Consider the following 24,694-nt stretch of genomic DNA (forward strand, 5'->3'; position numbering starts at 1 on the left):
TTACATTAATTTTTAAGTAATGAATGTGATGACGGGTTCATAATTTGAATAGCACGGCGTATATTTTTATATTCTGGTGAAGTTCCATACTCTGCTTCCATATGATAGGTTCCTGCACCACCTTTACGGAATCCGTTACTTGGTTGCCAGCGTGCCATTCCTTCGAGAGATTTCATTTTGTTACCATAACGATCAGTGTAATCATATCCACCGTCCATAGCAGCATCAGTAGCCTCGAAATTCTCGGTCATGATGGTCATCTTCGTGATTTGTTCTTCAGACATGACACTGCTATACGTCTGAACAAGTCCTGCACCTGCTACGCCGCCTGTGATAAGACGTTTATCGAGTTTAGAATCACTGCCAGGACTACTATTATTGTAAGCCTGAATGATAAAATAGTCAAAATATAACCCGACTTCAGGTCTACCTGTTATGCTCTGTGGTTCGCCATCGATAACTAATAATTTACCTGTTCCTGATTTCGGACCGAAATATTTGCCTAGTTCATCAACAAATGCAAACATTCTATCGTCTTCGTCTACGATATTACCGGGGTTGCCGAAATTAGGTTCATAATCGATATCAAAGCCGTCGTAACCATATTTGTTTACTGTATCGGCAATGGCGCTTGCATATTTGCGAATGGATGCTTCTATTGCTTCCTTATTTGATTCATCGGAAGGCCATTCCCAAAAATCATTCACAGCTTCTTTTTCGGATGAAAATCCCATATTTTCCCAATTTTCACGAATATTCTGCGGAGTAATTTGATCGCCTACACTTCTGATAATAAAACACATGGTAAAACGAGTTCCTTTAACTTGTTGGCAAAATTGCAGATCTTTTTTTTGAGCTTCTGTAATGTTCGACCAATTTCCCCAAATAGAAACAATATCTACACTATCAGGAATACCGGCTAAAGAACTTTTCATATAGGCACCTTCACCACTCCAGCCACCAAACCAGCCAAAGGCAACTTGGTGATCTGTCTGCTTATAGGCACGCAAAGCCGCATAATATTCATCCGATACGATCGATTCGGGAAAAGTTTTTGCTTCCGACTCCGTCCAGTCACTGCAACCGATCAATGAGGTTGTTGCCAGTGATATGAGTACAATGTATAATAAATAAATTTTCTTCATAAAAGTCCTTTTTATGCATTATATAAATTAGTTCTTCTTAGCCCACTTTAAGTCAGTAGCTTCATTATCAGCACCACCGAGTTCTGCTACTCCCAGATCATAATTGGCTTTATTGTTTTGTGCCTCTGTATAAGGGAAGCTTAGACGACGCATACCGCGTTGGCTACTCACTCCACAATCTGATAGATTGTCGATACAAGGATAAAGTTCCGGATAACCTGTACGGCGATATTCAGCCCATGCTTCCAATCCTAATGGATAATTGGCGATCCATTTTTGAGTAATGACACGTTGGAAATTTTTTCCATTTACGTTATCAGCCTCACTGTCATCCCACATCACACTCACTGTATTGGTAATTGTAACAGTAGCATTTTGCACAGCATCACTTTCATGTGATACGACAGGAGCTTCGTCAATCTTCAAGTATTCAGTGGCTGAAACCTGATATTGTTCCATTGACAAATTAATACCATCTTCGTAATAGGCTTTTGCTGTTTTAGAACCGACATTCCAACCACGCAATTTTCCTTCTGCACGTAAAAAAGCCGTTTCTGCAGCGCAGAAAACCATTAATTTAGAGGTTGCCGTATATGCGGGAATAGAAAATCCTGCAGCGTCTGCCTTTTTAAAATCAGCATCTCCTGTACGCATACCTACATATTTATCTGTTTTCCCGGCAAGGGTAGACTTATTAAAGAACTTCGGCATACGTGGATCGCCATATGCATTCATATAATCTACAATATTTGCATTCACACGCAGATCACCCCAACTTACAGCTGCCAGTTGATATGGATTACTCTGTGTGCCACAAGAAAGCATAGCATTATCCGAATTACTTTCAATCAATCCTGCTTTATGTGTTACTGCTGCTTCAGCTGCCTCTTGAGCAATGCCAGGCCATGTTCCGCTGATTCGCATTGCAACACGTAAGCGCATTGAATTGGCTAGCTTAGCCCAACCTGAATAATTTCCATCAAAAACCGGATCATTGGCCCCCAATGGGGCATTGCCATTTGTTTCTACATAATAGTTGTACAAAACATCAGCTGCATTGGCTAAATCACTTAATATACTGGTATAGACCTGTTCCTGGGTATCATAAGATACATAGAAATTACCCTTCTTTACTTGGCTGTAAGGCATCGGTCCATAACAATCTGCAACGCGAAGCATCGTTATGGCACGTATCATACAAGAGAAAGCATAATAATGTCCGGTAGAATTAGTTGCTTCCTGTATCTGGAAAAAGTTTCCATATATTTTTTCAAACGGAGTGTTCCAAGGGGTAGCATTCCAGGCATCACTCTGATTGAATGTGCTGAAGTTTGTACCACTCCATGTGTTAGAACAGCATAAATAGCCACCTAACTGTCCCACCATCTGATCCTGCATTTGAGAGTCATTCTGCTGAATATTCACAATTGTTTCAATCATAGACTTCATCAAGGTAGCAGGGTCTGCATCATGAATTTGATATTGATTCGTATTATACTCCTCAAATTTATCGGTACAACTTCCTGCCAGTAACAACAGAGCGGCACCGACTGTGATATTTCTTAAATATTTTCTCATAACATTAGCTTTTTCTTTTAGAATTGAACTTTCACATTAAAACCGAAGTTACGCAAGCTAGGTTGCATAAAGTAGTCTACATTCATATAATAGTTACTGGAGGTAGAGGCAGACAATTCCGGGTCGAATGGAGCTTTACAGTAAATCATCCATAAATTACGTCCTACAACACCCAAAGTAACATTAGCCACATTTTTAAACCATCTTTTAGGAAGTGTATAGTTTAGGCTCAATTCCTGCAAACGTACATTGGTTGCACTGTATAGATAATAACGACCATAGCCACCTTCACCCGTACCAATAGTCTGGTAATACTTTTGGGCGTTAACCTTACCGTTATTAATAGGTATACCACCATTATCACGAGCTGTTGCAGATGTTTCGGATACTCCATAATAATCTAAAATTCCTTGAGTAGCCGAATAAGCTAATCCGCCTACACGGGCTGATAATACAACTCCTAAATCAATTCCTTTGTAAGTGAAATGATTGGTCCATCCGAGGTTGAAATCAGCATCCAGATTACCTACTTTTACCGGAGTGTTTGATGAAGTGATACCCAGATTACCATTCTGATCGACTTTTATATTACCGTTATTGTCTTTTGTCAGCTGGTTGTATACATAGATATCAGTCATGGAGCCTCCTTCTGTCAGGATGACGCGAGGAGCTACATTCTCTTTACCTAACCAACCTACATTCATTTCATCCATTTGGATAGCTTCTCCTGTCACAGGATTCACGCTGCCGCTTGCCAGTCGTTTCACCTTGTTACGGTTTAAAGTGAAAGTTGCATTAGAAGACCATCCGAATCCTGCCCATTTATCACTGAATCCTAAAGCTAATTCAATACCCTGATTTTGCACGTTACCGGCCTGTACAATCGCTTGTTTATATCCGGAAGAAGAGGGGATATCCACTTTAAATGTCTGGTTCAATGTGTTAGAACGATAGTAAGTAGCGTCTAAATTGAAACGATTTCCCCAGAATTTCAAGTTCAAACCGACTTCCCATGATTTAGTCTTTTCAGGTTTCATATTGTCCATCGGATATACGGTCGGATTCGCCCAGTTATGTGTCTGGCTGTTGTATTCGTAACCCGGATTAGTAAGGAAACGATCGAAAGAAGAGGCTACCACTGTATACGAACCGCGTATTTTAGCATAAGAAATCACCTCTGGTAGTTTAACCATTTCTGATAATAAAGCCGATAAACCGACTGACGGATAAAAGAAAGATTTCTGTTTGGAGAATGCGAGTTTTGAATCCCAGTCATTACGTCCGGTTACGGTTAGATACAGTTGATTTTTCCAACTTAATTCAGCACTGGCAAAAATACTTTGAATTTCATCTTCATATCCGGTAGGATCCGGTTTATAGTTGGCGGAGAAATTAATATTGTTGATCTGGAAGAAGTTGGGAATAACCAGGTCACCTGCAATATATAGCTGATCCATTGAAGTATGATATATGGAAGCACCAACATTGGCTGTTAAATGAAAATCACCAAATGTTTTATCTATATTAGCCAGGAAATCGGCATATAAAGAACGTTCCTGCCGCATGGCATCTTCAAAACCACCACTTACACCACAGAATGTTGTTAATGTAGAAGCAGATTTTTCGTTTTTATTCCGGTAGTCAGAGTTGTCCAGATTGACACGACCGACAACATTGAGCCAATCTGTAGCCTGCCATTTCAAGGAAGCGTTCATCATATAACGTTTCTTGTTGGAAGTACGGTTGATGCGATTTTGTATCCAATATGGATTTTGTAATGACAAACTTGCATCACCATAAGGCCAATATTGTTCCATATAGCCGTAGTTAGTATTATAACGTTCATACAAACGAATTTCGTCAAAGTTGTCTCCACGAGGGAATAGATACAGTGATGGGAGAGGGTTATAATACTGTCCTTGAGAAACCATGTTTTTGTTGTTCTGAACGATATATTGTGCACCGATATCCAGAGTAAGTTTATCATTCAGGAAATGGGTGGTATTACGTGCCGTAAAATTATAACGGTTATAAGAGTTATTCGGAAGAATTCCACCGGAGTTAGTTGTAGAAGCTGAAAGATAGGTCTGGTTTTTGGTATTTCCTGTAGATAATGCTACCGAATTGATAACATTGGATCCTGTTTCAAAGAAGTCAGATGGGTTATATCGACGGTTTGTCAATTCTCCCCAGCTGAATAATCCGGAACTTGTACCATAACGGTTCTGCATATCCGGCATAATATATGCTTTAGAGAAAGTAGTACTGTTGGATACTGTTATGGTAGTTTTCTCTGTTTGGCCTTTTTTAGTCGTTATTAAAACAACACCATTTGCCGCAGCGGAACCATATAATGCTGCCGCAGAAGGACCGGTCATCATACTAATACTAGCAATATCATCCGGATTTAAGTCAGCAACAGCATCTGATCCTCCCATCTCTCCAAATAATCCTTCGCCACCGCTTTTTCCTGTATTAAAAATAGGTACACCATCAATTACATACAATGCATTGTTATCTTTAGTCAGAGATTTCATACCACGCATAACAACACGAGTGGCACCACCAGCACCGGTTGCACCACTATTAATCTGAACACCGGCAACCTTTCCTGATAGTGAATTCATAAAATTGGCGTCCTTTACAGCTGTCAATTCGTCACCTTTTACCTCTTGTACATTATAACTTAATGCCTTAGTTGCACGCTTGATACCCAATGCAGTAACAACTACTTCGTCCAATACTTGTGTATCTTCTCCTAAGGTGACTTTAAGGGGTTGAGCATTGGCAAGCGTGATTGCTTGGGAGAAACAGTGAAATATAAATATCTGCCATAAAAAAAATAACAGAATATTACTACTGATGCGATTTCTCTGCTGTCTCAAAAAAAACATTGCATTAATTGGAATGCACGATTATTTTCAAACGCAAATATTTACATTTACGCAGGTTGCATAAAGTTAGATAAAACGATAAGAGTCCGGCAAAATGTCGGACTCTTATTTACAAATAACCGATTTTCCAATCAATTATATTTTAGATACTCCATCTATTATTCAGCAGGGAATACATACATTTCACCATTGTTATCATCAAACTTTCCAACCATTGGAAGGTCTAGCTTACTCTTGTCTCCATTATAGTAAGTAGCCCAGTTCCATATTTTAGTTGCATCGTCACTGATAACACCAGTCTCGTGATCGCGTTTTTGTCCATTACATGGATAGTAAAGTAGTAATCCTTGTTCGTCCGGATTTACCATCTTCCATGTATATCCTTTTATTTGTTGTGCAGTACGGGCAATATCCCAGAAACGGACTTCACGTACAAATTCATTAGAACCTCCCAACCAGAAACCTGTCAGCCCATATTCTCCGATTCTAATTTCACGTGATGCCACTAAGTCACCATTTACGTATACTAAGGTCATTTTACCATCATAAACAAATGTAAGCATATACCATTCATTTGCTTTAGCTGCAAATTTATTTGATGGTACATCAATTTGTGATGCGCCTGTTTTTATTTGCAACTGATTAGGATTAATCGTCACATCTCCAAAACGAGTAAATATTTCATCAAGAGGACTAGAGTTAGGTGCCACTTTTGTTCCCCCAATGGATTTATTATTTGCATTATATGCAGACCGTTTAATCATAACCTCCATAGTCCACTGTTTAACTTTAAAGTCTTGTGGAAACATATCACCACTTTCGCTTCCGGCATTATTCATAAGAAGCGCTTTGGTGCGTGTACGTTTTTCTAAAATGATCAAAGCTTCCTCTTCATTGGGGACGAGAGTGACAGAACCTTTAGACAAACGAATAGGTAATGCATAGTCTCCTTTCAAAGAAAATTTTAGATCTTTCAATGCAACAGGAATAGACTGCATAGCCAAATTTGGCTTAAAGGTCATCACTGAAGGTATTTCATACATTTCAGGCGGTAGCATCAAATAGGATGTACCATTCTTTTTATTGTATTCATCAAGCTGCGCCTGATCACCAACTGTCAAAGGAACTTCGCATGCTTTATTCTCTTTTACAGCTAACCCGACTTTTATATCTTTGATAAAATACTCCTTACCCTCTTCTACAAAAATCTGGATGGGACCATCAGCAGCTATATATGCGCCTTGATCACTTCCGAAATCTTTTTGAGTATCTGTATACAATTCGTTCTGGCAGCCTGCTAGAAGCAACGTACCAAACAGAGTCATAACTATTTTTTTCATTTTTCTTTCTGATTAAAATGTTTATTCAAATGTACCCGGATATACTTGGTTACCATAATAAAGAGCCGTTTTAAGCCACCTATAAGAGGGTTCGTTAGCAAAGTCATATTCCATATGGAAAGTACCAATGCCACCTATTCGTTTCCCACTCGGAAGATTTAGTGTGGCATAATCAAATATTTGTGTTCCATATTTTCCATTAAACTCCGTTCGAACTGAAGTATATCTTCGATTCGCATTCGAATTTACTGCTTTATTATCGGGATCAATACCTCCACATCTCCAACACTGTTCAAATTCAACCGTGATAATTGTTTTACGCTCCCAATCATCTAAATGAGGGTTATTGATTTTATTAATTACAGTGTTCGTATTTCTTTCCCAATAGCACTGGTAAATATAATGGTCTATCAACTTTGATGTTTCTGTCGACAAAAGATCCGGCTGACCATCCATAACTAACATTTTTCCAGCAGGACGTAAGCGAGCACTTAGCGTCTCAATAAAAATCTGCATATTATTATTACCAGTAGAACTAATTGTCTGAGAAGTTGCTAAAGTACCTTTATGACCATATCCTGGTTCATAGTCTATATCAAAACCATCCAGATTAAATTTTTCAATACTATCACAAATGGCATTTGCATACGCTTTAACCCCCTCTTGAAAATCACCTTTTCCTTTATCAGTTACCCAATATTCTGTAGCTGTTAATCCTTGAGGAGTCAACTGATCTCCCAAGTCCTGAATAATCCAGCATAATAGAGCCTTTCCTCCTTTCACTTCCTGAAAGAATTTTAAATCGTTTTTTTGCTCATCAGATAGTCTTCCTCTTGTTCCCCAAAGAGATACAAAGTCTACACTATCGGGTAGCATCTTCAAGTAATTTTGGGCATTTGTTCCTTTTCCTGTCCAATTACCAAACCAGCCAAATCCCTTTACATGGGGAGTCGTACGATATTCTCTAAGTTGGCGGTAATATTCGCGTTGCGAAGGCATCAAATCCGCTTCATTTTGAGCATCAATAAGAGGAATAAAACGATTTATTTCCTCTTGTTCTGGAAACACTTCACGTTCAGCATCTGTCCAGTCAGAACATGCTGTAAAGCCTAGGACTGCAATACCGATGTATAAATAATTACGTAATTTCATACTATTAATTGTTGTTTATTGATTATTAAAACAATTGACTGGTTTATTAATTCTGAACAGGTCTGTTAGCACGTACCCACCAAAGTTTAGTACCACCTTTATCCGGACCATTCAACAATGTAGTGATGGAAGACATATTGGGATTACCACTATATTCTTTTGCAGCAAAACTGAAACGTTCTGGAGCTCTCGTTTTCTCTGTTGCACCTACCTTATTATACAAAGTATTATCGAATAGACTTGCCAAATAAGGGAATCCAGTCCGGCGATACTCTGTCCAAGCTTCTACTCCATTAGGATAAAGAGCCAGATATTTCTGTGTGATGATCCGTTGCAGTTTCGTTTCCTCTGAAGCAGCGTCATCCCATTTAGGAGTAATATTTCCTGCAGTAATATCAGAATTATAGGATTTGCCACCAGCATAGTAATAATTACTTGGCGAATTTAGTGTTGCAGGTTGTGCACTATTGTTTAAATAGGTAGTGGCTGCTGCTTCCGCAATCCCCCATTCATCCATAGACAGTTTTACTCCTGCCTCATATAAGTCTTTCACATTTCCTTCAGTTAAGCCATACAATGCAGCTTCGGCCTTTAAAAAGAAAGTTTCGGAAGCTCTGAACCAGTATAAAGGATCTGCATTTTCTACTTTGGGACAAGAAGCGAACTCTGCTGTATTGTCGCCTTCGGCCTTGCCTAAGGTGTTACCAGGAGCAATACAATAGTATCCACTAATTTTGTTGTATGTACCCTTTGTGTAATATTTGTCTATTCGAGGATCGTTATAACCTGTCAAATAAGACCAAGCTGTGGCACCCATACGGTTTTCTTTGTAATCGATTGTTGCGATTAAAGAGTTTAGTAATGGGAATTTACTTGTATTACCAATTTTTGCTTCATCTGTTTTACTTTCAATCACGCCTCCATTCCTCGGATTCAATGCTTTCTGAATATATTCTACAGCTAAATCTTTGTTAACAAAGTGAGTACGAACTGCCATTCTCAACATTAATGAGTTGGCCAATTTAGTCCATTTAATCGGATCTCCATCATAAATCAAATCGTATTTCGGCATAATCTTAGAAGTCGATTTGTTCAGAATATCAGCACAAGTAGCCAAATCTTTCAACATAGCTTTATATACGTCTTCCTGCTTATCCAACATTGGAGCGATGTCACCATTTCCTGCGTTAGAATATACAATAGGGCCAAAACAATCAGTAGCTCTTAACCAACCAGCAATTCTTACGACATTAAATATTGCCATAATTTCTTGTTTATCTGGCTCTTCGCTATTTCCAATCTTTTGATATATTTGTACCCAAGGTTGATATACTTTCATATAAAGTTGTTCGTATGCATAACTCATTCGATTGTCAGCAAAGTCCCATGTAGCTTCTGTACTTAGTTTCCAGTTATTATTCATGCCAAAAAAGCCGATATATTGGGCCGATGACATCACATCTGTAACTGCCAAATCATTACCCGGATCAGTTGTTTTACTTGGTGAACCGATGGGAATAACACGTTGCTGCATTTCCATCAACTGAGTTCCGTAGATTAATCCACCTGCTTCCAGTTCTTCGTCTGTTACACCAGTAGTACTTTTATTAATATCTATATAATCCTCGCAAGCAGTTAATAAGCCTAGCGAAAAGACCACTAATAAGTATTTCTTAAATTTCATAATTTCAATTATTAATAAATAATTAGAATCCAAATTTCAAACTAAAACCATACGTACGACTGCTAGGCAGCATAAAATAGTCATAGCCTTGACCAAATGTACCTGTAGATGCTGTTAATTCAGGATCATAAGGAGCCTTATTATAGATCATCCATAAGTTAGTACCATACACGGAAATATTTACGTTCTTCACTACATCACCGAACCACTTGTTAGGTAGGGTATAACCGATACTAGCTTCTTGTAGACGAACGTTTGTTGCAGAATATACATAATATGAGTCTAAGTCATAAATAGTCCCATAATAATCTTCTGGTTGCATCTTTATATTACCTAGCATTACATAACCTGCGTCGCGAGCATCAGCTGATGCTTTAGAGACACCAAAACGGTCTAAAGTAGCTTGGGTCTTTGAGATTACGTTACCACCGATTCTTGCAGTAAACATGACATTAGCATTAATACCCTTATAGTTGAATCCATGTCTCCAGCCTAAGTTCCATTTAGGATTGACTGACCCGATCTTAAACGGTGTAGTCTTTTCTGTAGCCAAGGTCTGTCCTGGATTGTAGAGAATATATCCTTCTTCATTCCTTTCAACTCGGCGGTCGGCATATAACGCACCCACTTCACCTCCTTCACGGAGACGGAAGCGTCCCAGTTGAATATCACTTAAATCCAGCAATTCGCCATTAACAGGGTTCTTTACATTAGAAGCTAACTTCTTAATTTTGTTTCTGTTGGCAGTAGCTGTGAAAGTAGTATTATAATTAAATTCACCGAATGTCTGATCATAGCCTAATGTCATCTCAATACCTCTATTCTGTACATTACCAGCTTGAACATACATATATTTATATCCGCTACTTCCTGGCATATCAGCTTTCAATAACTGATTGTAAGTATTAGAATGATATACTGTCACCCCCAAAGTAATTGTATTGTTAAACCATCTGGTATCGATTCCTAGTTCGTACGAACGAGTACGTTCAGCTTTCAAATCACTCAAAGGATAGTATTCGAAAGGAGATACAGTGCCATTTTCTAGTTTATGAGTAATCGTTCCCGGTGTCAGACCTGTAAATGGAATCGGAGAACCTACTTCTGTAAATGAGCCTCTAACTTTAAAATAACCTAATACAGGATTGATACTTTCACGAATATTATCAGGCAAAAGCTCCGTAACAATAGCGGAAAGACCTACTGATGGATAGAAAATCCATTGCTCTTTACTATTAACCAATTGCGATGGTTTATCTGCACGCCCAGTTAATGTTAAATACAAGGCTGAATTCCATGCAAGTTCTGCGGATGCGAAAGTTGCAAAGTTTTGCGTACGAGAATCACCTCCAGTTTCAAAAGGACTGGCTACAGATGGATTTACATTTCCATAAGTGAATTTGTTGGGTACCAATAATAAGTCTCCACCATATCCATGTCCTTTGGTATCATATTCTTCGAAAGATACACCCGCATTCACTGTAGCATGATAAACTTGGGCAAACTGTTTGTCGAAGTTTACCATGATATCTGCATACTTCTGCTTGTAAAATTCATTCGAGTATTTATAACGGCCATTTTCTCCGGCAAAAGTACTGGTAGTGGATGCATAACGTCTGTCTTCTGATTCGGAATATGTATTATCCATACGGAGACGGCCTGCAACATTCAAAAAACTTGTTATATCATATTTCAAGCTTGCATACAACATGTAGCGGTCTTTAACTTCAGGACGCAAGTTACGGTAAGCAATCCAATATGGATTCTGTACATCCATACCCATACTACCTGGTTGCCAACTCTGTGCATTATATCCCAATTCATTATCATAGCGTTCGAAATACTTTTCACTTTCAAAGTTCATACCTCTCGGATATAGATAAGCTCCTACGATAGGGTTAAAGTATGTACCAAAAGATACCATGTTATTGTAGTATTCGCGAACATAGCTAGCAGATACATCTAATGTTAACTTATCATTCAGGAATTTTGCAGTATTGCGGAATGTTACATTATAACGGTGATATTTATTGTTTTCAACCATACCATTAGAGTTCACTGCGGAAGCAGAAATATATGTCTGATTTTTCTCTGTTCCCATTGAAAGGTTGAACGAATTATTGAAAGTAGCTCCTGTGTTATAGAAGTCTCTAGGCTCCCAGGAATATGGATTCTCCATTTTTTCTCCCCAAGAAAAGTAATTGCCCGAAACATTTCCATAAGTGTTCTGAAATTCTGGCATTACGAATGGATTGGCAAATTCTACTGAAGAGGATACATTCAAACGCATAACGCCTTGTGCACCTTTCTTTGTATTGATTAAGATAACACCATTAGCTGCGTTTGCACCATATAATGCAGCAGCCGATGGGCCGGTCAATACAGATAAGCTTTCAATATCATCTGGGTTGAAATTGGATATACCTTCACCGGAAGCCATTCCTACAAAGCCTGTACCATCTCCCGAACGATCAGCTTTATTGCCGATAGGTACACCATCCACTACATATAGTACATTGTTCTGACCTGCAATGGATTTATTACCGCGCATCACAACGCGAGTACCACCACCCACACCGGATGCACTACGTTGGATGTTTACACCAGCAACTTTTCCATTCAAACTATTCATAAAGTTGGCGTCTTTCACTGTTGTCAGTTCATCACCTTTTACTTGCTGTACATTATAGCTTAGTGCTTTCTCTGAACGTTTGATTCCTAACGCTGTAACAACTACTTCGTCCAGCACTTTTGTATCCTCACCCATTGAAATTTTCAGAGGTTGAGCACTGGCTAATGTGATTGCTTGGGAGAAACTGTGCATTATTATGATTAGGAAATAAAATTTATGCCACCTTTATTATTTATCAATAAGTAATTGTTCAAAATTAAACGGCATCATGTGTATGATTGTAGTGTCTTGCCTCTACAATTCACCACCACCAATAATATTTATTATTTTTTCTATCCTTCACCTTTCTTCTGGACTCCCGATAAACAGGACGTTTACGAGTGAAGAGTGACTCTTTCACACACTCTTTCACCTTACTTGGAAATGAAATATGCTTATAGATTATTTTTTTATTAGGGTGTTTTTTTTTAACATTGGGATGATTGTAAAAAACATCACAGTGTTTTTTACAATTAATGCAATGATTTTAGAAAGTACTGTTACAACATTCTTTCGATATGAATGTAATGGTGAAGACTCCTCCTTCACCCATAAACGACCTAGTCATCGGGTGTTCAGAAAAAAGGTGAAGGGGAATGGAAAAAATGTATATCTGTAGGGAAATCAAATATTGTTTTACCAATTCTATAAAGCACAGCTTTAGCCTACTTAAAGCATAGCTTTTCGTTCCCTAAAGCTATGCTTTAAGTAAGTGAAATGTAGAACAGAGCTTATACCTTGAACAAATAGTACAGACTTTATAAACTTTACCATCATGTGAATGGCTTATTTATAAAATTTGACGTAAAACTGTCTAATTGATATATAACATAATTTTCTTGTAACTAAAAATGAATATGGAAAATCCATTTATCTCTTCTGCTTTTTCACAAATTGTAGTATTGAAAAACTAGAGAAAATAAAGGGTGTACATACAATTTACATGCACTATTCTAATTTAAATATTAAAGTCGGTAAGCAATTGAGCATTTCTTATTCTTTCTTCTTTCTCAAAATAGGCTAGATAGTTCTCTGTGACAGCTAAATTGGAGTGTCCCAAACTTTCTGAAATATAGGAAGTTTTAGCACCTGCACGTTTTAGAACTGTTGCAAATGAATGCCTAGCAGTGTAAGTTGTTAATTGAGAGATCCCTGTATCTTGAGCTATCTTTTTGAGTCTTCTATTGCATTTAGTAACAATACGCCTCACTAGCCTAACTCTTTCAAACGCATTTTCTGTTCCGTCAGCGTATTTAAAGATATATGTTTGTGGATTAATTCTAGGGTTCCCCCATTTATGAATGATATTCCACATTTCCGGAGTTATTATTGCATGTATCTCTCTACTATGTTTAGCTGTCCTCGAAGTTTTAGAACGTACAAAGCATATCTCTCCATCTACAATATTTGAATACTGAAGAAATAGTAAATCCATGAAATTGATACCATTGCATAAATAAGAAAATACCCATAGATCTCGAAATTCTTCTATATCTTTTGTTCCATCTTGATAGGACATTACTTTTTTTATATCAGCAAGGGTGAGTGCTAATTTACGTCCACAGCCTTCAGGAATCTCATATTTATTTTTTCCAAAAGGGAACGATGATTCTTTTAATATGCCATCTTGTATAGCACGATTTAGTATGCACTTTAAAGCTCTGAAATAAATACTAATACTTGAATAGCTCTTACCTTTTGAAAGCCAGAAACGTTCACATCGTTTGAGCCAATCTACTGTAATTCTTTCTAAAGGAATATATGTCCCGCCAAAACTCTCTAAACTTTTTAATGCACTCTGATAACTTAGATAAGTACTTGCCTGCTCATTATCTTTTAGTTCTTTCATTTTCAGACTAAAAGCACTATGCAGATTCATATCTTTCATTTGTCTTCCTAACCTAATACTTAAAGTCTCAATATTAAATTCCCCCTTTTGTATTAGTTCATTAATGTGCTGTTTTACATTAGAAAAGCTACTTTCTATATCACTTCGTATCTCTGTCAATAACCTACTTTTTGCTTTTAGCAGTCTATCCCAATCTTCTTTTGAAAGTTCCTTTCCTGTTGAGTAATATTTTTGTTTTCTTCTGAATACCACTTGAACTTTAATAGGAAACAATCCGCTCTTTTTTACTCTTCTGGTATCTAATATGGTTAATACAGAGACTCCATCTCTTGAATATTTGAACATAAAAATGAATGTTTATATCTATACATTAACTGAAACATACATGAATTGTATGCAAAATGTATGCAAATATAATAAATCAGCCTGATTTTAATAAGTGTATAAGATTCTATTTATCAAATATTTGAGTATTTATTTTTCAATTAGGAATTTACTTCTATTATTTTTTTTCAAAAAAAAATCTTATCTTCGTTTAGTAAGGTTACAACATAGAATGTATTACTATTGAATAAGCGCTTATGGAATTTATTTTAAGTGTAACCTTTAAATTTATTAATTATGAGAAACAGAGATACATGAAACCTTTGTGTGAAAACGGTAATTTCAGTTACTGTCCCTAATTAAACTCTCTAAAAACTATTTCTAATTAAAAAGAATAAGATGAAAGAAATTATAAAACACAAGTTCTCATACTTGTTATTCTTCCTTTTGTTGGTTTCGTGTTTTGCTTCAGCTTATGGGCAAGAACGAACGATCACTCTTAATCTATCAAAAGTACCCTTAAACACTGCTTTGAAAGAAGTTGAGAGACAAACTTCAATGTCAGTAGTCTATAACACAAATGATGTCGATATAAATCGCATCGTATCCATCAAGGTAACAAAAGAATCTCTGAATAATGTAATGAATCAGTTATTCAGAGGAGTTAATGTCAGTTTTTCAATAGTAGATAATCATATTGTACTTTCTGCAAAGAGTAATAAAGAAGATCAGCAGAAAAAAACTCCAATTATGGCAAGTGGTACTGTTACCGATTCAAAAGGAGAACCATTGATCGGAGTTAGTATTCTGGTAAAAGGAACTTCAAATGGTACTATCACTGATATGGATGGAAATTTCAAAATACAGGCTGCCAAAGGTGATGTGCTTGAAGTATCCTATATCGGTTATGCCTCCCAAGCAATCACGCTTGCCGGTACACAGCCTGTAAAAGTAACAATGGGTGAAGATACAAAAGTACTGGACGAAGTAGTTGTTACAGCATTAGGTATCAAACGTTCGGAAAAAGCATTGACATATAATGTACAACAGGTGAAAGGCGATGAACTTACAACTGTAAAAAGTACTAATTTTATGAGTGCATTGGCTGGTAAAGCGGCAGGTGTACAGATTAACTCTAGTGCATCAGGTCCTGGTGGCGGTGTGAAAGTTGTAATGCGTGGTGCTAAGTCTATTACACAGAATAATAATGCTTTGTATGTAATTGATGGTATTCCAATGTATAACCGTGCCTCTTCCGGTGGTGATGGAGCTATGGCAACACAACCTAGTAGTGAATCAATAGCTGACATTAATCCGGATGATATCGAGAGTATGTCATTGTTGACAGGACCTTCTGCAGCTGCATTATATGGATATGAAGGAGCTAATGGAGTTGTTCTAATCACTACAAAGAAAGGGCGTGCAGATAAGACAACTGTAACTTATAGCAATAATACCACCTTCAGTGATCCGATGATGATGCCTAAGTTCCAAAATACGTATGGTAATCTGGCAGGAGAAACAATGAGTTGGGGCCTGGAAACAGATAAGAGATATGACCCTGCAAATTTCTTTAATACAGGAAGTAACATATCTAATGCACTGTCTCTCTCTACAGGTAATGACAAAAGTCAAAGTTATATCTCTGTAGCTACCACTAATGCGGCAGGCATCATGCCTAATAACGACTACGATAGATATAACTTCTCGTTCCGCAACACCACCAATTTCCTGAATAATAAGTTTATTTTGGACACAAGTGCCAACTATATTATCCAGAATGATAAGAATATGGTGTCTCAAGGACAATACTTTAACCCGTTGACAGCTTTATATCTGTTTCCACGTGGTGAGGACTTTAATGACGTAACTGTATACGAACGCTATGATGACTTATCAGGAGTAAGCACTCAATATTGGCCATACGGTGATCTAGGAGGTGTTTCATCTCAAAATCCTTATTGGATCATGAATCGAATGAATCGTGAAAATGATAGAAGACGTTACAAACTGGCTGCCAGTCTGCAATATAACATCATTGAAGGGCTGAATGTGCAGGGACGTGTGAGCGTTGACAATACCGAAAGCAAATATACTGAAAAATTCCATGCCGGTACTGTCGGTAACTTTGCAGGAACGAAAGGACGATATAAGGAAGAAAGACGTATGGATAGGCAAATATATGCAGACGTGTTGGCTAACTTCAACAAAACGTTCAAAGATTTTAATGTAATGGCCAACCTTGGTGCTTCTATTAAAGACCTTCGCATGGAATCCAGCTCTTTACACGGAGACTTGAACAATGTAACCAACCATTTTACCATCGAAAACCTGACACGTAGTGGGTATTATAAAGTAGATGCTAATGGCCTAAAACGTCAGACACAATCCGTTTTCGCCAATGCGGAAATAGGATGGAGAAGCTTCCTTTTCTTAAGTCTCACCGGACGTGCTGACTGGGATTCTTCACTTGCTCTTTCCGACAGAGGAAATAAAGCGTTCTTCTATCCATCTGTTGGTATTTCAAGCATTCTAAGCGAAGTGATTGATCTGCCCGAATGGTTCTCATTCTTGAAAGCACGTTTCTCTTTCACTTCTGTAGGTAATGCTTATGATCCTTATTTGACTAAAGCACGCTATATCTATGATGATCAGCTTGACCAATACAAAACAGAATCTTTGTATCCGAATTCGGATTTGAAACCCGAAATTACCAAATCTTATGAAGCAGGATTGAATATGCGTTTCTTTAAAGGTGCATTGAATTTTGATATTACTTATTATAATTCAGATACACGTAACCAAACGTTTGCAGCACCTCTTCCTGCAAGTGCCGGATATACCGCTGTTAATATTCAAGCTGGTAGTGTACAGAATCAAGGTATCGAAATGGCTTTAGGATATAATAATGAATGGCGTGATTTCGGCTGGTCTACTAACTTTACTTTTACTTATAACAAGAATAAGATTAAAAGACTCGCAGATGGTGTAACCAACAGAATAACTGGTGAACCCATTGAAATGCCTTATGTGGATAAAGCCAGATTAGGAGGTTCAACTTCACCGGTAGTACGTCTGACAGAAGGCGGTTCTATGGGAGATTTATACATCAACCGTGATTTCAAACGCGACAACAACGGTTATATCTATCTGGATGCTAAAACAGGTTTGCCAAGCATGGTAGAAACTGAATACAAGAAAATTGGCTCACTGCTTCCGAAAGTTAATTTAGGATGGAGAAATTCATTCACTTATAAAGGAGTACGTTTGAATGTATTGTTAAGTGGTCGTTTTGGTGGTTTAGTTGTATCTAATACGCAGGCATTCCTTGATCGTTGTGGCGTTTCAGAATATAGCGCACAACTTCGCCAAACTGGAGGAGTAACAATCAACGACAGAAATGTGTCTGCTAAAGACTATCTGGGTATAGTAGCAGCTGGTACCGGTGAGGGAGATCACTATGTTTACAATGCAACGAATATCCGCCTGCAGGAAGTCAGCCTCGAATATACGCTTCCTAAGAAATGGCTGTATAACATTGCTGATGTGACATTAGGTTTAATTGGAAACAATCTGGCTATGATCTATTGTAAAGCACCGTTTGATCCGGAATTGGTTGCATCATCTTCCAGCACTTTCTATACTGGTGTGGATTACTTCATGCAACCTAGCTTGAGAAACATGGGATTTAGTGTAAAAGTACAATTCTAATAAAGGAACGAATAATGAAAAGATTCAATATAATCAAGACAGTAAGCGCAGCAGCTTTTACAACTACTCTGCTGTTCACTTCGTGTACCGGGAACTTTGACGAATTAAACACGCATCCAACGGACTTGTATCCCGAAAATATGACTCCAACCGAGCGGGTAGGTACATTGTTTGTGGCTATGACTCGCTTATTGAATGCCTGTCAAGAAAATAACAGCCAGCACACCGAACAAATGGTGGGGCAATATGGAGGTTATTTCGCTACAACTGCTCCCTGGAATGGCACTAATTTCGGAACATTTAATCCCAGTGCAGACTGGGTATCTGTTCCTTACAAAGATATGTTTACTGAATTTTATCCGAATTTTCAAACAGTCAAAGAGTCAACAGGAGGGTCCGGATACATCTATGCATGGGCGTCTATTCTTAGAGTAGGCGTAATGATTCGCGTAGCCGATATCTATGGACCTATTCCTTACTCTGAAATGGGAAAAGGAGAATTTCAAGTAGCATATGACGACGTAAAAACACTCTATCATAATATGATTAGTGATTTGACACGTAGTATTGAGGTACTTTCTGCTTTTGTGCAGGAGAATGCAGGAAAAGAGGTTCCGGTTGCTGAATATGATATCATATACAATGGTGATTTCAGCAAATGGATTAAGTATGCCAACTCTTTGAAACTTCGTATGGCAGTACGTATCGCTTCTAATACTGAGGACACGGAATATGCCAAACAAATCATGGCTGAAGCAATTGAGGGAGGAGTTATAGAGTCTAATGGAGATAATGCTTTCTTCCCCGCTATGCCATACAATCCATTTGAGATTGCTTCCGGCTGGGGTGACTTGGCTATTAACGCAACACTTTCCGCATATATGACCGGATATAGTGATCCGCGCATCAGTAAGTATATGAATACTGCGACTTCATACAGAGACTACCGTGGAGTACGTATGGGTATTAGTGATACAAGCAAAGCCGTAGAGGGTAGCGCAGCAAGATATTCTAAACCTGCTTTTACAGCAGATTCCCCTATGCCTGTTTTCTATGCAGCGGAGACTTATTTCTTGAAAGCTGAAGCTGCTCTGCAGGGATGGATTGCTGGTGGAGACGCAGCGGCCAAAAGCTATTACGAACAAGGTATTCAAATGTCAATGAGTCAATATGGTGTAGAGATTGGTGATTATCTTTCAAGCACTGTTGTTCCACAAGGTTACACAGATCGATTGAATTCAAAGAACAATATCTCATTTACCAGCGTGCCCAGTGTTGCATGGGGAGATGGAACTAATAAACTTCAAAAGATTATTACCCAAAAATGGATTGCCAACTATCCGATGGGAATCGAAGCTTGGTGTGATTATCGTCGTACCGGCTATCCCGAATTGTTTACTGCACGTGACAATCTAAGTTCTGCCGGTTATATCGGTGATATTGATAGCAAACGCATGGTACGCCGCTTGCCATATCCTACAACAGAAAAATCCAGTAACTCTGCCAATGTAGAAGCTGCTATTGCAACTATGTTAGGTGGTCCGGACACCGGGTCTACAGATTTATGGTGGGCGAAAAAGAACTGATTTTTAACCTGATAAAACATAGAATATGAAACATATAAAGAAAATGTTAGGATTTGCATTTGCTGCGACATTCTTTGTTGGATGTACGGATGTGGAATCTATTAATGACATAGATTTGAATCAAACAACTAAAACAGATGAATATTATGCTGCTTTGCGTGAATGGAAAGAGACACCGGGACTTCCGCAAGTGTTTGTATGGTTCGACAACTGGACAGGGACTTCTCCTACAGGTGAAAATAGCTTAAGAGGTTTGCCTGATTCTATCACCATTGCGTCCAACTGGGGTGGTCATCCTAAATTTGATTTAACTCCGGAACGAAAAGCTGATATGGAATATGTGCAAAAAGTGAAAGGAACAAAGGTTGTCGTTACTCTCTTTTCTCAAAACATTGGTGATGATCTTCCTGATAAAGAAATTTATCACGAAGCCGGAACCAGTAGTGATCCGGAAAAAGTGAGACCTGCAATCAAAGCCTATGCTGAGGATATTTACAAGGCTTGCCTTGAATGTGGATATGATGGTTATGACTGGGATTATGAACCTGGTGGTGGAATGGGAGTAGGTCCGCTCTGGTCAAATAAAGTTCAGAGAACTATATTTGTAGAGGAACTTTCCTACTGGTTTGGACATGGAGCAATGGATCCCAACCGTGATCGTGGAGATCGCGCTATGCCGGAAAAACGCCTTCTCTTCTTGATTGACGGTGAGGTCGGTATTCGAACAGGTATGGATAAGGAATGGCTGTCATATTATGTAGATTATTTTGTATTGCAGGCTTATGGCGGAATGGCAGACTACAGAATGAAAGGGGTTCTTGACGATATGAGCGATTGGATTCAGCAGGGAATTATTACTCCGGATGAAATCGTTCGTAGAACCATAGCCACTGAAAACTTTGAATCGTATGCAAATACAGGGGGAGGGTTCCTCGGCATGTCAAATTATGTATATAAAACAACGTATACCACCGGTGGAAAATCGTATGAAATAGATCAGTTGATTGGTGGATGCGGGCTTTATCGTGTAGGCTTTGATTATGCACAGGGTAAGGGTGATTATGATGGTTCACCGGAATACTATTTTCTGCGTCAAGGCATTACGAACATATACAAGAATTTCTATAGCCGTATGAATGCTACTGCGAATGAAGAATAATGGTTAAACGAATTTTATAAGAATGAAAATTATGAAATATATCTATTTATCAAGTCTTATGATCGCATTCTCAACAGTCTTTTTTATGGGATGTGAAAATGCTGAATACAAGGCGCAGACAAACAGTCTTTATATAACAGATGCAGCTGATATAGCCACTGCTGCTACTATCACTATGGATGATGGTGCAGACATTAATGTTGTGGTACGTTTAGCTCAAAAGGTTACGGAAGATGTAGAGGTTGAAATTCAATTTGTTCCCGAATTACTGACCGAATACAATACGATCAGTGGTACAGAATATGAAGTTCTGCCTGCAAACATGCTTCCACAGAATGCTACGGTTACGATTCCGGCAGGTGAAATTAGTGCCAATTATCGGCTTCATGTGAATGATTTTGCAACGAATGGTATTACTTATGCTATTCCCCTTGCATTGGGAAATGTTATCAAAGGTGATGTTACGAAATCAAAAGCTCAAAGCAAATTCATTTATGTATTGGCTAAACCTTTGAATGTTTCTGCTCCTGTATTGCGTGGTAATGCCGGAAATGTATCGACCTTGCCGGCAACAGACTGGGGAATTACGGTAGATGCATGGACATTGGAAGCATGGGTACGTATGGATGGCTACAAAAAGAATAATCAGGCTATTTTCACTTCGGGTAGTGGTGACCATGAAATTTATATTCGTTTTGGAGATGCCAATAAACCTTATAATTATCTGCAGATAAAAACTTTAGGAGGGCAGAAACAAACTGCCAGTGATTTGGAGGTAAATACATGGTATCATTGGGCTTTCGTTTACAACGGAACAACACTCACCATTTATAAAAACGGAAAACAAGAAACATTCTTCGATCCTCCTGCACCAAAAGGTGGAAATGTACGTATTGATTATATGAAGATAGTTGATAGTGGTAGCTATTTCCAAAATAACTGTACTATGAGTCAGGTTCGCTTTTGGAAAGTTGCTCGTACTGAATCGGAAATTGCAAACAATATGTACTTTGAAGTTAATCCAAAGAATCCAAATTTGATTGCCCTCTGGCCAATGGATGAAGGAGAAGGTACTGCCTTTAGAGATGCAACAGGAAATGGGCATGATGCAACTTCTAATGGAGCTCTTCAGAAGTGGGAACATAATATCAGATTTGATAAATAAAATGTGCTAGACAAATAATTTATATGAAAGAGAAGGATATGTCCATTGTGGCATATCCTTTTTCTTTATATGTTAAAGTATTCATAATTTTTTAGAACTTCATTCTCCTGAACTGTATTATAATAAATGCTCGTATAAACTTAAATTCTAACAAACATGAAACATTGGTTATTATCTGTTTTGCTGGTGGTGTGTGGTGCCGTTTCAGCACAAGTAACACTAGTAAAAGATGGAAAGAGTAATGCTCGTATCATTGTGCAGGACAAGATGCCAGATACTAAGACATCAGCGCAACTCTTACAACATTTTCTCTATCATATTTCGAAAAGCAAGCTTCCAATTGAAAATGATAAAACGCCTCGGAAAGGAGATATACTGATTGGCGGTCAAACTCCGCAAACAGTGACGGAAGATGGTTTCTCTATCTCTACTCAAGATGGTATTTTAAGAATATCAGGAAAAGAAAAAGGAGTTGTATATGGAGTTGTCACTTTGTTGGAACAATATCTGGGAGTTGATTATTGGGGAGAGAATGAATACTCTTTTACTCCTCAAAAGACGGTGATTTTGCCTTTAATTAATAAAGTCGAAAACCCGGCCTTTCGTTATCGTCAGACGCAATGTTATGCCATCCGTACAGATTCTATTTATAAGTGGTGGAATCGTTTAGAGGAACCCAACGAAGTGTTTGCTGCCGGTTATTGGGTACATACCTTTGATAAGCTTCTGCCTTCATCTGTTTATGGGAAAGAACATCCGGAATATTATTCTTATTTCAAAGGAAAGCGCCATCCGGGGAAAGCAAGTCAGTGGTGTTTGAGTAATCCGGAAGTTTTTGAGATTGTAGCTCAACGTGTTGACTCTATTTTCAAAGCTAACCCCGATAAACATATCATGTCCGTCAGTCAGAATGATGGTAATTATACGAATTGCACCTGTGATGCTTGTAAGGCTATTGATGATTATGAAGGGGCACTATCGGGAAGTGTGATTACTTTTCTGAATAAGTTGGCTGCTCGTTTTCCGGATAAGGAGTTTTCTACATTGGCTTATCTGTATACAATGAATCCTCCAAAGCATGTGAAGCCTTTGCCGAATGTGAATATTATGTTGTGTGATATTGACTGCGATCGTGAAGTAACCTTGACGGAGAATGCTTCGGGAAAGGAATTTGTGAAAGCCATGGAGGGATGGTCTAAAATAACCAATAATATTTTCGTATGGGATTATGGTATCAATTTTGATAATTATCTGGCCCCTTTTCCTAACTTCCATATTTTACAGGATAATATCCGTCTTTTCAAGAAGAATCATGCTACCATGCATTTCTCTCAAATAGCAGGGAGCAGGGGAGGAGATTTTGCTGAACTTCGTGCCTATTTAGTTTCAAAGTTAATGTGGAATCCCGAAGCTAATGTAGATTCTTTGATGCAACATTTCCTACATGGATATTATGGTGAAGCAGCGCCACATCTTTATCAATACATAAAGGTTATGGAAGGTGCATTAATAGGTAGCGGACAGAGATTATGGATTTATGATTCTCCTGTATCACATAAATATGGTATGTTGAAGCCTGCTTTGATGCGTCGTTATAATCATTTATTTGATTTGGCCGAAAAGGCTGTCGCAACAGAGTCGGATTTCTTGAAGCGAGTTCAACGGGCGCGTCTGCCAATTCAGTATTCAGAACTGGAGATCGCACGGACAGAGACAGAAAAAGACTTGGCAGATATAAATAAGAAGTTAGATCTTTTTGAGGAACGTGTGAAAGAGTTTCAAGTCCCTACCTTGAATGAGCGTTCCAATTCGCCGATAGACTACTGTAAATTGTATCGGGAACGTTATATGCCACAAAAGGAGAATAGTCTGGCTTTAGGAGCAAAGGTTACTTATATAACTCCTCCTACCGGAAAATATGCAGCGTTAGGAAAGACTGCATTGGTTGATGGTTTGTTTGGTGGAGCAACCTTTGTTGATAGTTGGATTGGTTGGGAAGGAACGGATGGTGCATTCGTTATAGATTTAGGTGAAACGAAAGAAATACATAGTGTGGAAACGGATTTTCTTCATCAAATAGGGGCATGGATTCTTTTCCCTTTAAAGGTGGTTTATTCGTATGCTGATGACGGTGAGCATTATACACACTGGAATACGATTGATTTACAGGAAGAACGTACGGGGGAGGTGAAATTCCGTGGAGTCAAGGCAGAATCAGCAGAACCGGTAAAAACTCGTTATGTAAAAGTAGAAGTCACCGGAACGAAAGAATGCCCGACTTGGCATTACGGCGTGGGACATCCTTCGTGGTTCTTTATAGACGAAGTGATAATAAAATAAAAAAAGTAGGGGGGAGGCGTTAGTAGTTTCCCCCTTTTAGTTGTATTATATATAGATGGGTTAGAAAAATGGATTTTTTCATCTATATACTATGAT

General features: G+C 38.3%; 13 protein-coding genes. 5 read left to right on the top strand and 8 right to left on the bottom strand.

Annotated elements, in window-relative coordinates:
* Positions 1 to 5: 5 nt before the first annotated feature.
* From NQ505_RS17340 to NQ505_RS17375, 8 genes are all read right to left on the bottom strand, one after another.
* Positions 6 to 1,145: a glycoside hydrolase family 18 gene (locus tag NQ505_RS17340; RefSeq protein WP_004300462.1), complete on the bottom strand. Its 1,140-nt coding sequence runs from the start codon at positions 1,143 to 1,145 to the stop codon at positions 6 to 8.
* 27 nt (positions 1,146 to 1,172) lie between these two features.
* On the bottom strand, positions 1,173 to 2,723 hold the full coding sequence (locus NQ505_RS17345; protein ID WP_008999504.1) for a SusD/RagB family nutrient-binding outer membrane lipoprotein: 1,551 nt from the start codon (positions 2,721 to 2,723) through the stop codon (positions 1,173 to 1,175).
* Positions 2,724 to 2,740: 17 nt separating this feature from the next.
* The gene (locus tag NQ505_RS17350) at positions 2,741 to 5,617 is read right to left on the bottom strand and encodes a SusC/RagA family TonB-linked outer membrane protein (RefSeq protein ID WP_410492471.1); all 2,877 of its coding nucleotides are present in this window, start codon (positions 5,615 to 5,617) and stop codon (positions 2,741 to 2,743) included.
* A 158-nt stretch (positions 5,618 to 5,775) separates the two neighbouring features.
* Positions 5,776 to 6,957, bottom strand: coding sequence for a BT_3987 domain-containing protein (locus NQ505_RS17355; RefSeq protein ID WP_032853580.1), 1,182 nt, complete (start codon positions 6,955 to 6,957; stop codon positions 5,776 to 5,778).
* Positions 6,958 to 6,978: 21 nt separating this feature from the next.
* Positions 6,979 to 8,109, bottom strand: a complete 1,131-nt coding sequence (locus NQ505_RS17360; protein ID WP_008999511.1) for an endo-beta-N-acetylglucosaminidase family protein — start codon at positions 8,107 to 8,109, stop codon at positions 6,979 to 6,981.
* Positions 8,110 to 8,155: 46 nt separating this feature from the next.
* The gene (locus tag NQ505_RS17365) at positions 8,156 to 9,793 is read right to left on the bottom strand and encodes a SusD/RagB family nutrient-binding outer membrane lipoprotein (RefSeq protein WP_008999510.1); all 1,638 of its coding nucleotides are present in this window, start codon (positions 9,791 to 9,793) and stop codon (positions 8,156 to 8,158) included.
* 22 nt (positions 9,794 to 9,815) lie between these two features.
* On the bottom strand, positions 9,816 to 12,617 hold the full coding sequence (locus tag NQ505_RS17370; RefSeq protein WP_008999509.1) for a SusC/RagA family TonB-linked outer membrane protein: 2,802 nt from the start codon (positions 12,615 to 12,617) through the stop codon (positions 9,816 to 9,818).
* Between the two features lie 805 nt (positions 12,618 to 13,422).
* Positions 13,423 to 14,658, bottom strand: a complete 1,236-nt coding sequence (locus tag NQ505_RS17375; RefSeq protein ID WP_008999507.1) for a site-specific integrase — start codon at positions 14,656 to 14,658, stop codon at positions 13,423 to 13,425.
* A 378-nt stretch (positions 14,659 to 15,036) separates the two neighbouring features.
* Here NQ505_RS17375 and NQ505_RS17380 point away from each other — a divergent pair, with 378 nt between their 5' ends.
* From NQ505_RS17380 to NQ505_RS17400, 5 genes are all read left to right on the top strand, one after another.
* Entirely contained in the window at positions 15,037 to 18,348 is a 3,312-nt protein-coding gene (locus NQ505_RS17380; protein ID WP_259825629.1) for a TonB-dependent receptor, read from the top strand.
* A gap of 14 nt (positions 18,349 to 18,362) precedes the next feature.
* Positions 18,363 to 19,934 (top strand): SusD/RagB family nutrient-binding outer membrane lipoprotein, encoded by a 1,572-nt coding sequence (locus NQ505_RS17385; RefSeq protein WP_008999514.1) that lies wholly within the window; start codon positions 18,363 to 18,365, stop codon positions 19,932 to 19,934.
* A 25-nt stretch (positions 19,935 to 19,959) separates the two neighbouring features.
* Positions 19,960 to 21,093 carry a glycoside hydrolase family 18 gene (locus tag NQ505_RS17390; protein WP_008999515.1) on the top strand — a complete coding sequence of 378 codons (1,134 nt, stop codon included), beginning with the start codon at positions 19,960 to 19,962 and terminating at the stop codon, positions 21,091 to 21,093.
* A gap of 31 nt (positions 21,094 to 21,124) precedes the next feature.
* The gene (locus NQ505_RS17395) at positions 21,125 to 22,258 is read left to right on the top strand and encodes a DUF1735 and LamG domain-containing protein (protein ID WP_008999516.1); all 1,134 of its coding nucleotides are present in this window, start codon (positions 21,125 to 21,127) and stop codon (positions 22,256 to 22,258) included.
* 156 nt (positions 22,259 to 22,414) lie between these two features.
* A complete protein-coding gene (locus tag NQ505_RS17400) occupies positions 22,415 to 24,598 on the top strand; it encodes a DUF4838 domain-containing protein (RefSeq protein WP_008999517.1) in 2,184 nt (727 codons plus the stop codon).
* Positions 24,599 to 24,694 lie beyond the last annotated feature (96 nt).

Origin of the sequence: Bacteroides sp. D2, from assembly GCF_025147085.1 — a bacterium.
Classification (GTDB): Bacteria; Bacteroidota; Bacteroidia; order Bacteroidales; family Bacteroidaceae; genus Bacteroides.

Coding starts and splice junctions, on each gene's coding strand:
- NQ505_RS17360 (WP_008999511.1), bottom strand. CDS start 8,109: ATGAAATTACGTAATTATTTATACATCGGTATTGCAGTCCTAGGCTTT.
- NQ505_RS17365 (WP_008999510.1), bottom strand. CDS start 9,793: ATGAAATTTAAGAAATACTTATTAGTGGTCTTTTCGCTAGGCTTATTA.
- NQ505_RS17380 (WP_259825629.1), top strand. CDS start 15,037: ATGAAAGAAATTATAAAACACAAGTTCTCATACTTGTTATTCTTCCTT.
- NQ505_RS17390 (WP_008999515.1), top strand. CDS start 19,960: ATGAAACATATAAAGAAAATGTTAGGATTTGCATTTGCTGCGACATTC.
- NQ505_RS17375 (WP_008999507.1), bottom strand. CDS start 14,658: ATGTTCAAATATTCAAGAGATGGAGTCTCTGTATTAACCATATTAGAT.
- NQ505_RS17350 (WP_410492471.1), bottom strand. CDS start 5,617: ATGTTTTTTTTGAGACAGCAGAGAAATCGCATCAGTAGTAATATTCTG.
- NQ505_RS17395 (WP_008999516.1), top strand. CDS start 21,125: ATGAAATATATCTATTTATCAAGTCTTATGATCGCATTCTCAACAGTC.
- NQ505_RS17355 (WP_032853580.1), bottom strand. CDS start 6,957: ATGAAAAAAATAGTTATGACTCTGTTTGGTACGTTGCTTCTAGCAGGC.
- NQ505_RS17370 (WP_008999509.1), bottom strand. CDS start 12,617: ATGCACAGTTTCTCCCAAGCAATCACATTAGCCAGTGCTCAACCTCTG.
- NQ505_RS17385 (WP_008999514.1), top strand. CDS start 18,363: ATGAAAAGATTCAATATAATCAAGACAGTAAGCGCAGCAGCTTTTACA.
- NQ505_RS17400 (WP_008999517.1), top strand. CDS start 22,415: ATGAAACATTGGTTATTATCTGTTTTGCTGGTGGTGTGTGGTGCCGTT.
- NQ505_RS17340 (WP_004300462.1), bottom strand. CDS start 1,145: ATGAAGAAAATTTATTTATTATACATTGTACTCATATCACTGGCAACA.
- NQ505_RS17345 (WP_008999504.1), bottom strand. CDS start 2,723: ATGAGAAAATATTTAAGAAATATCACAGTCGGTGCCGCTCTGTTGTTA.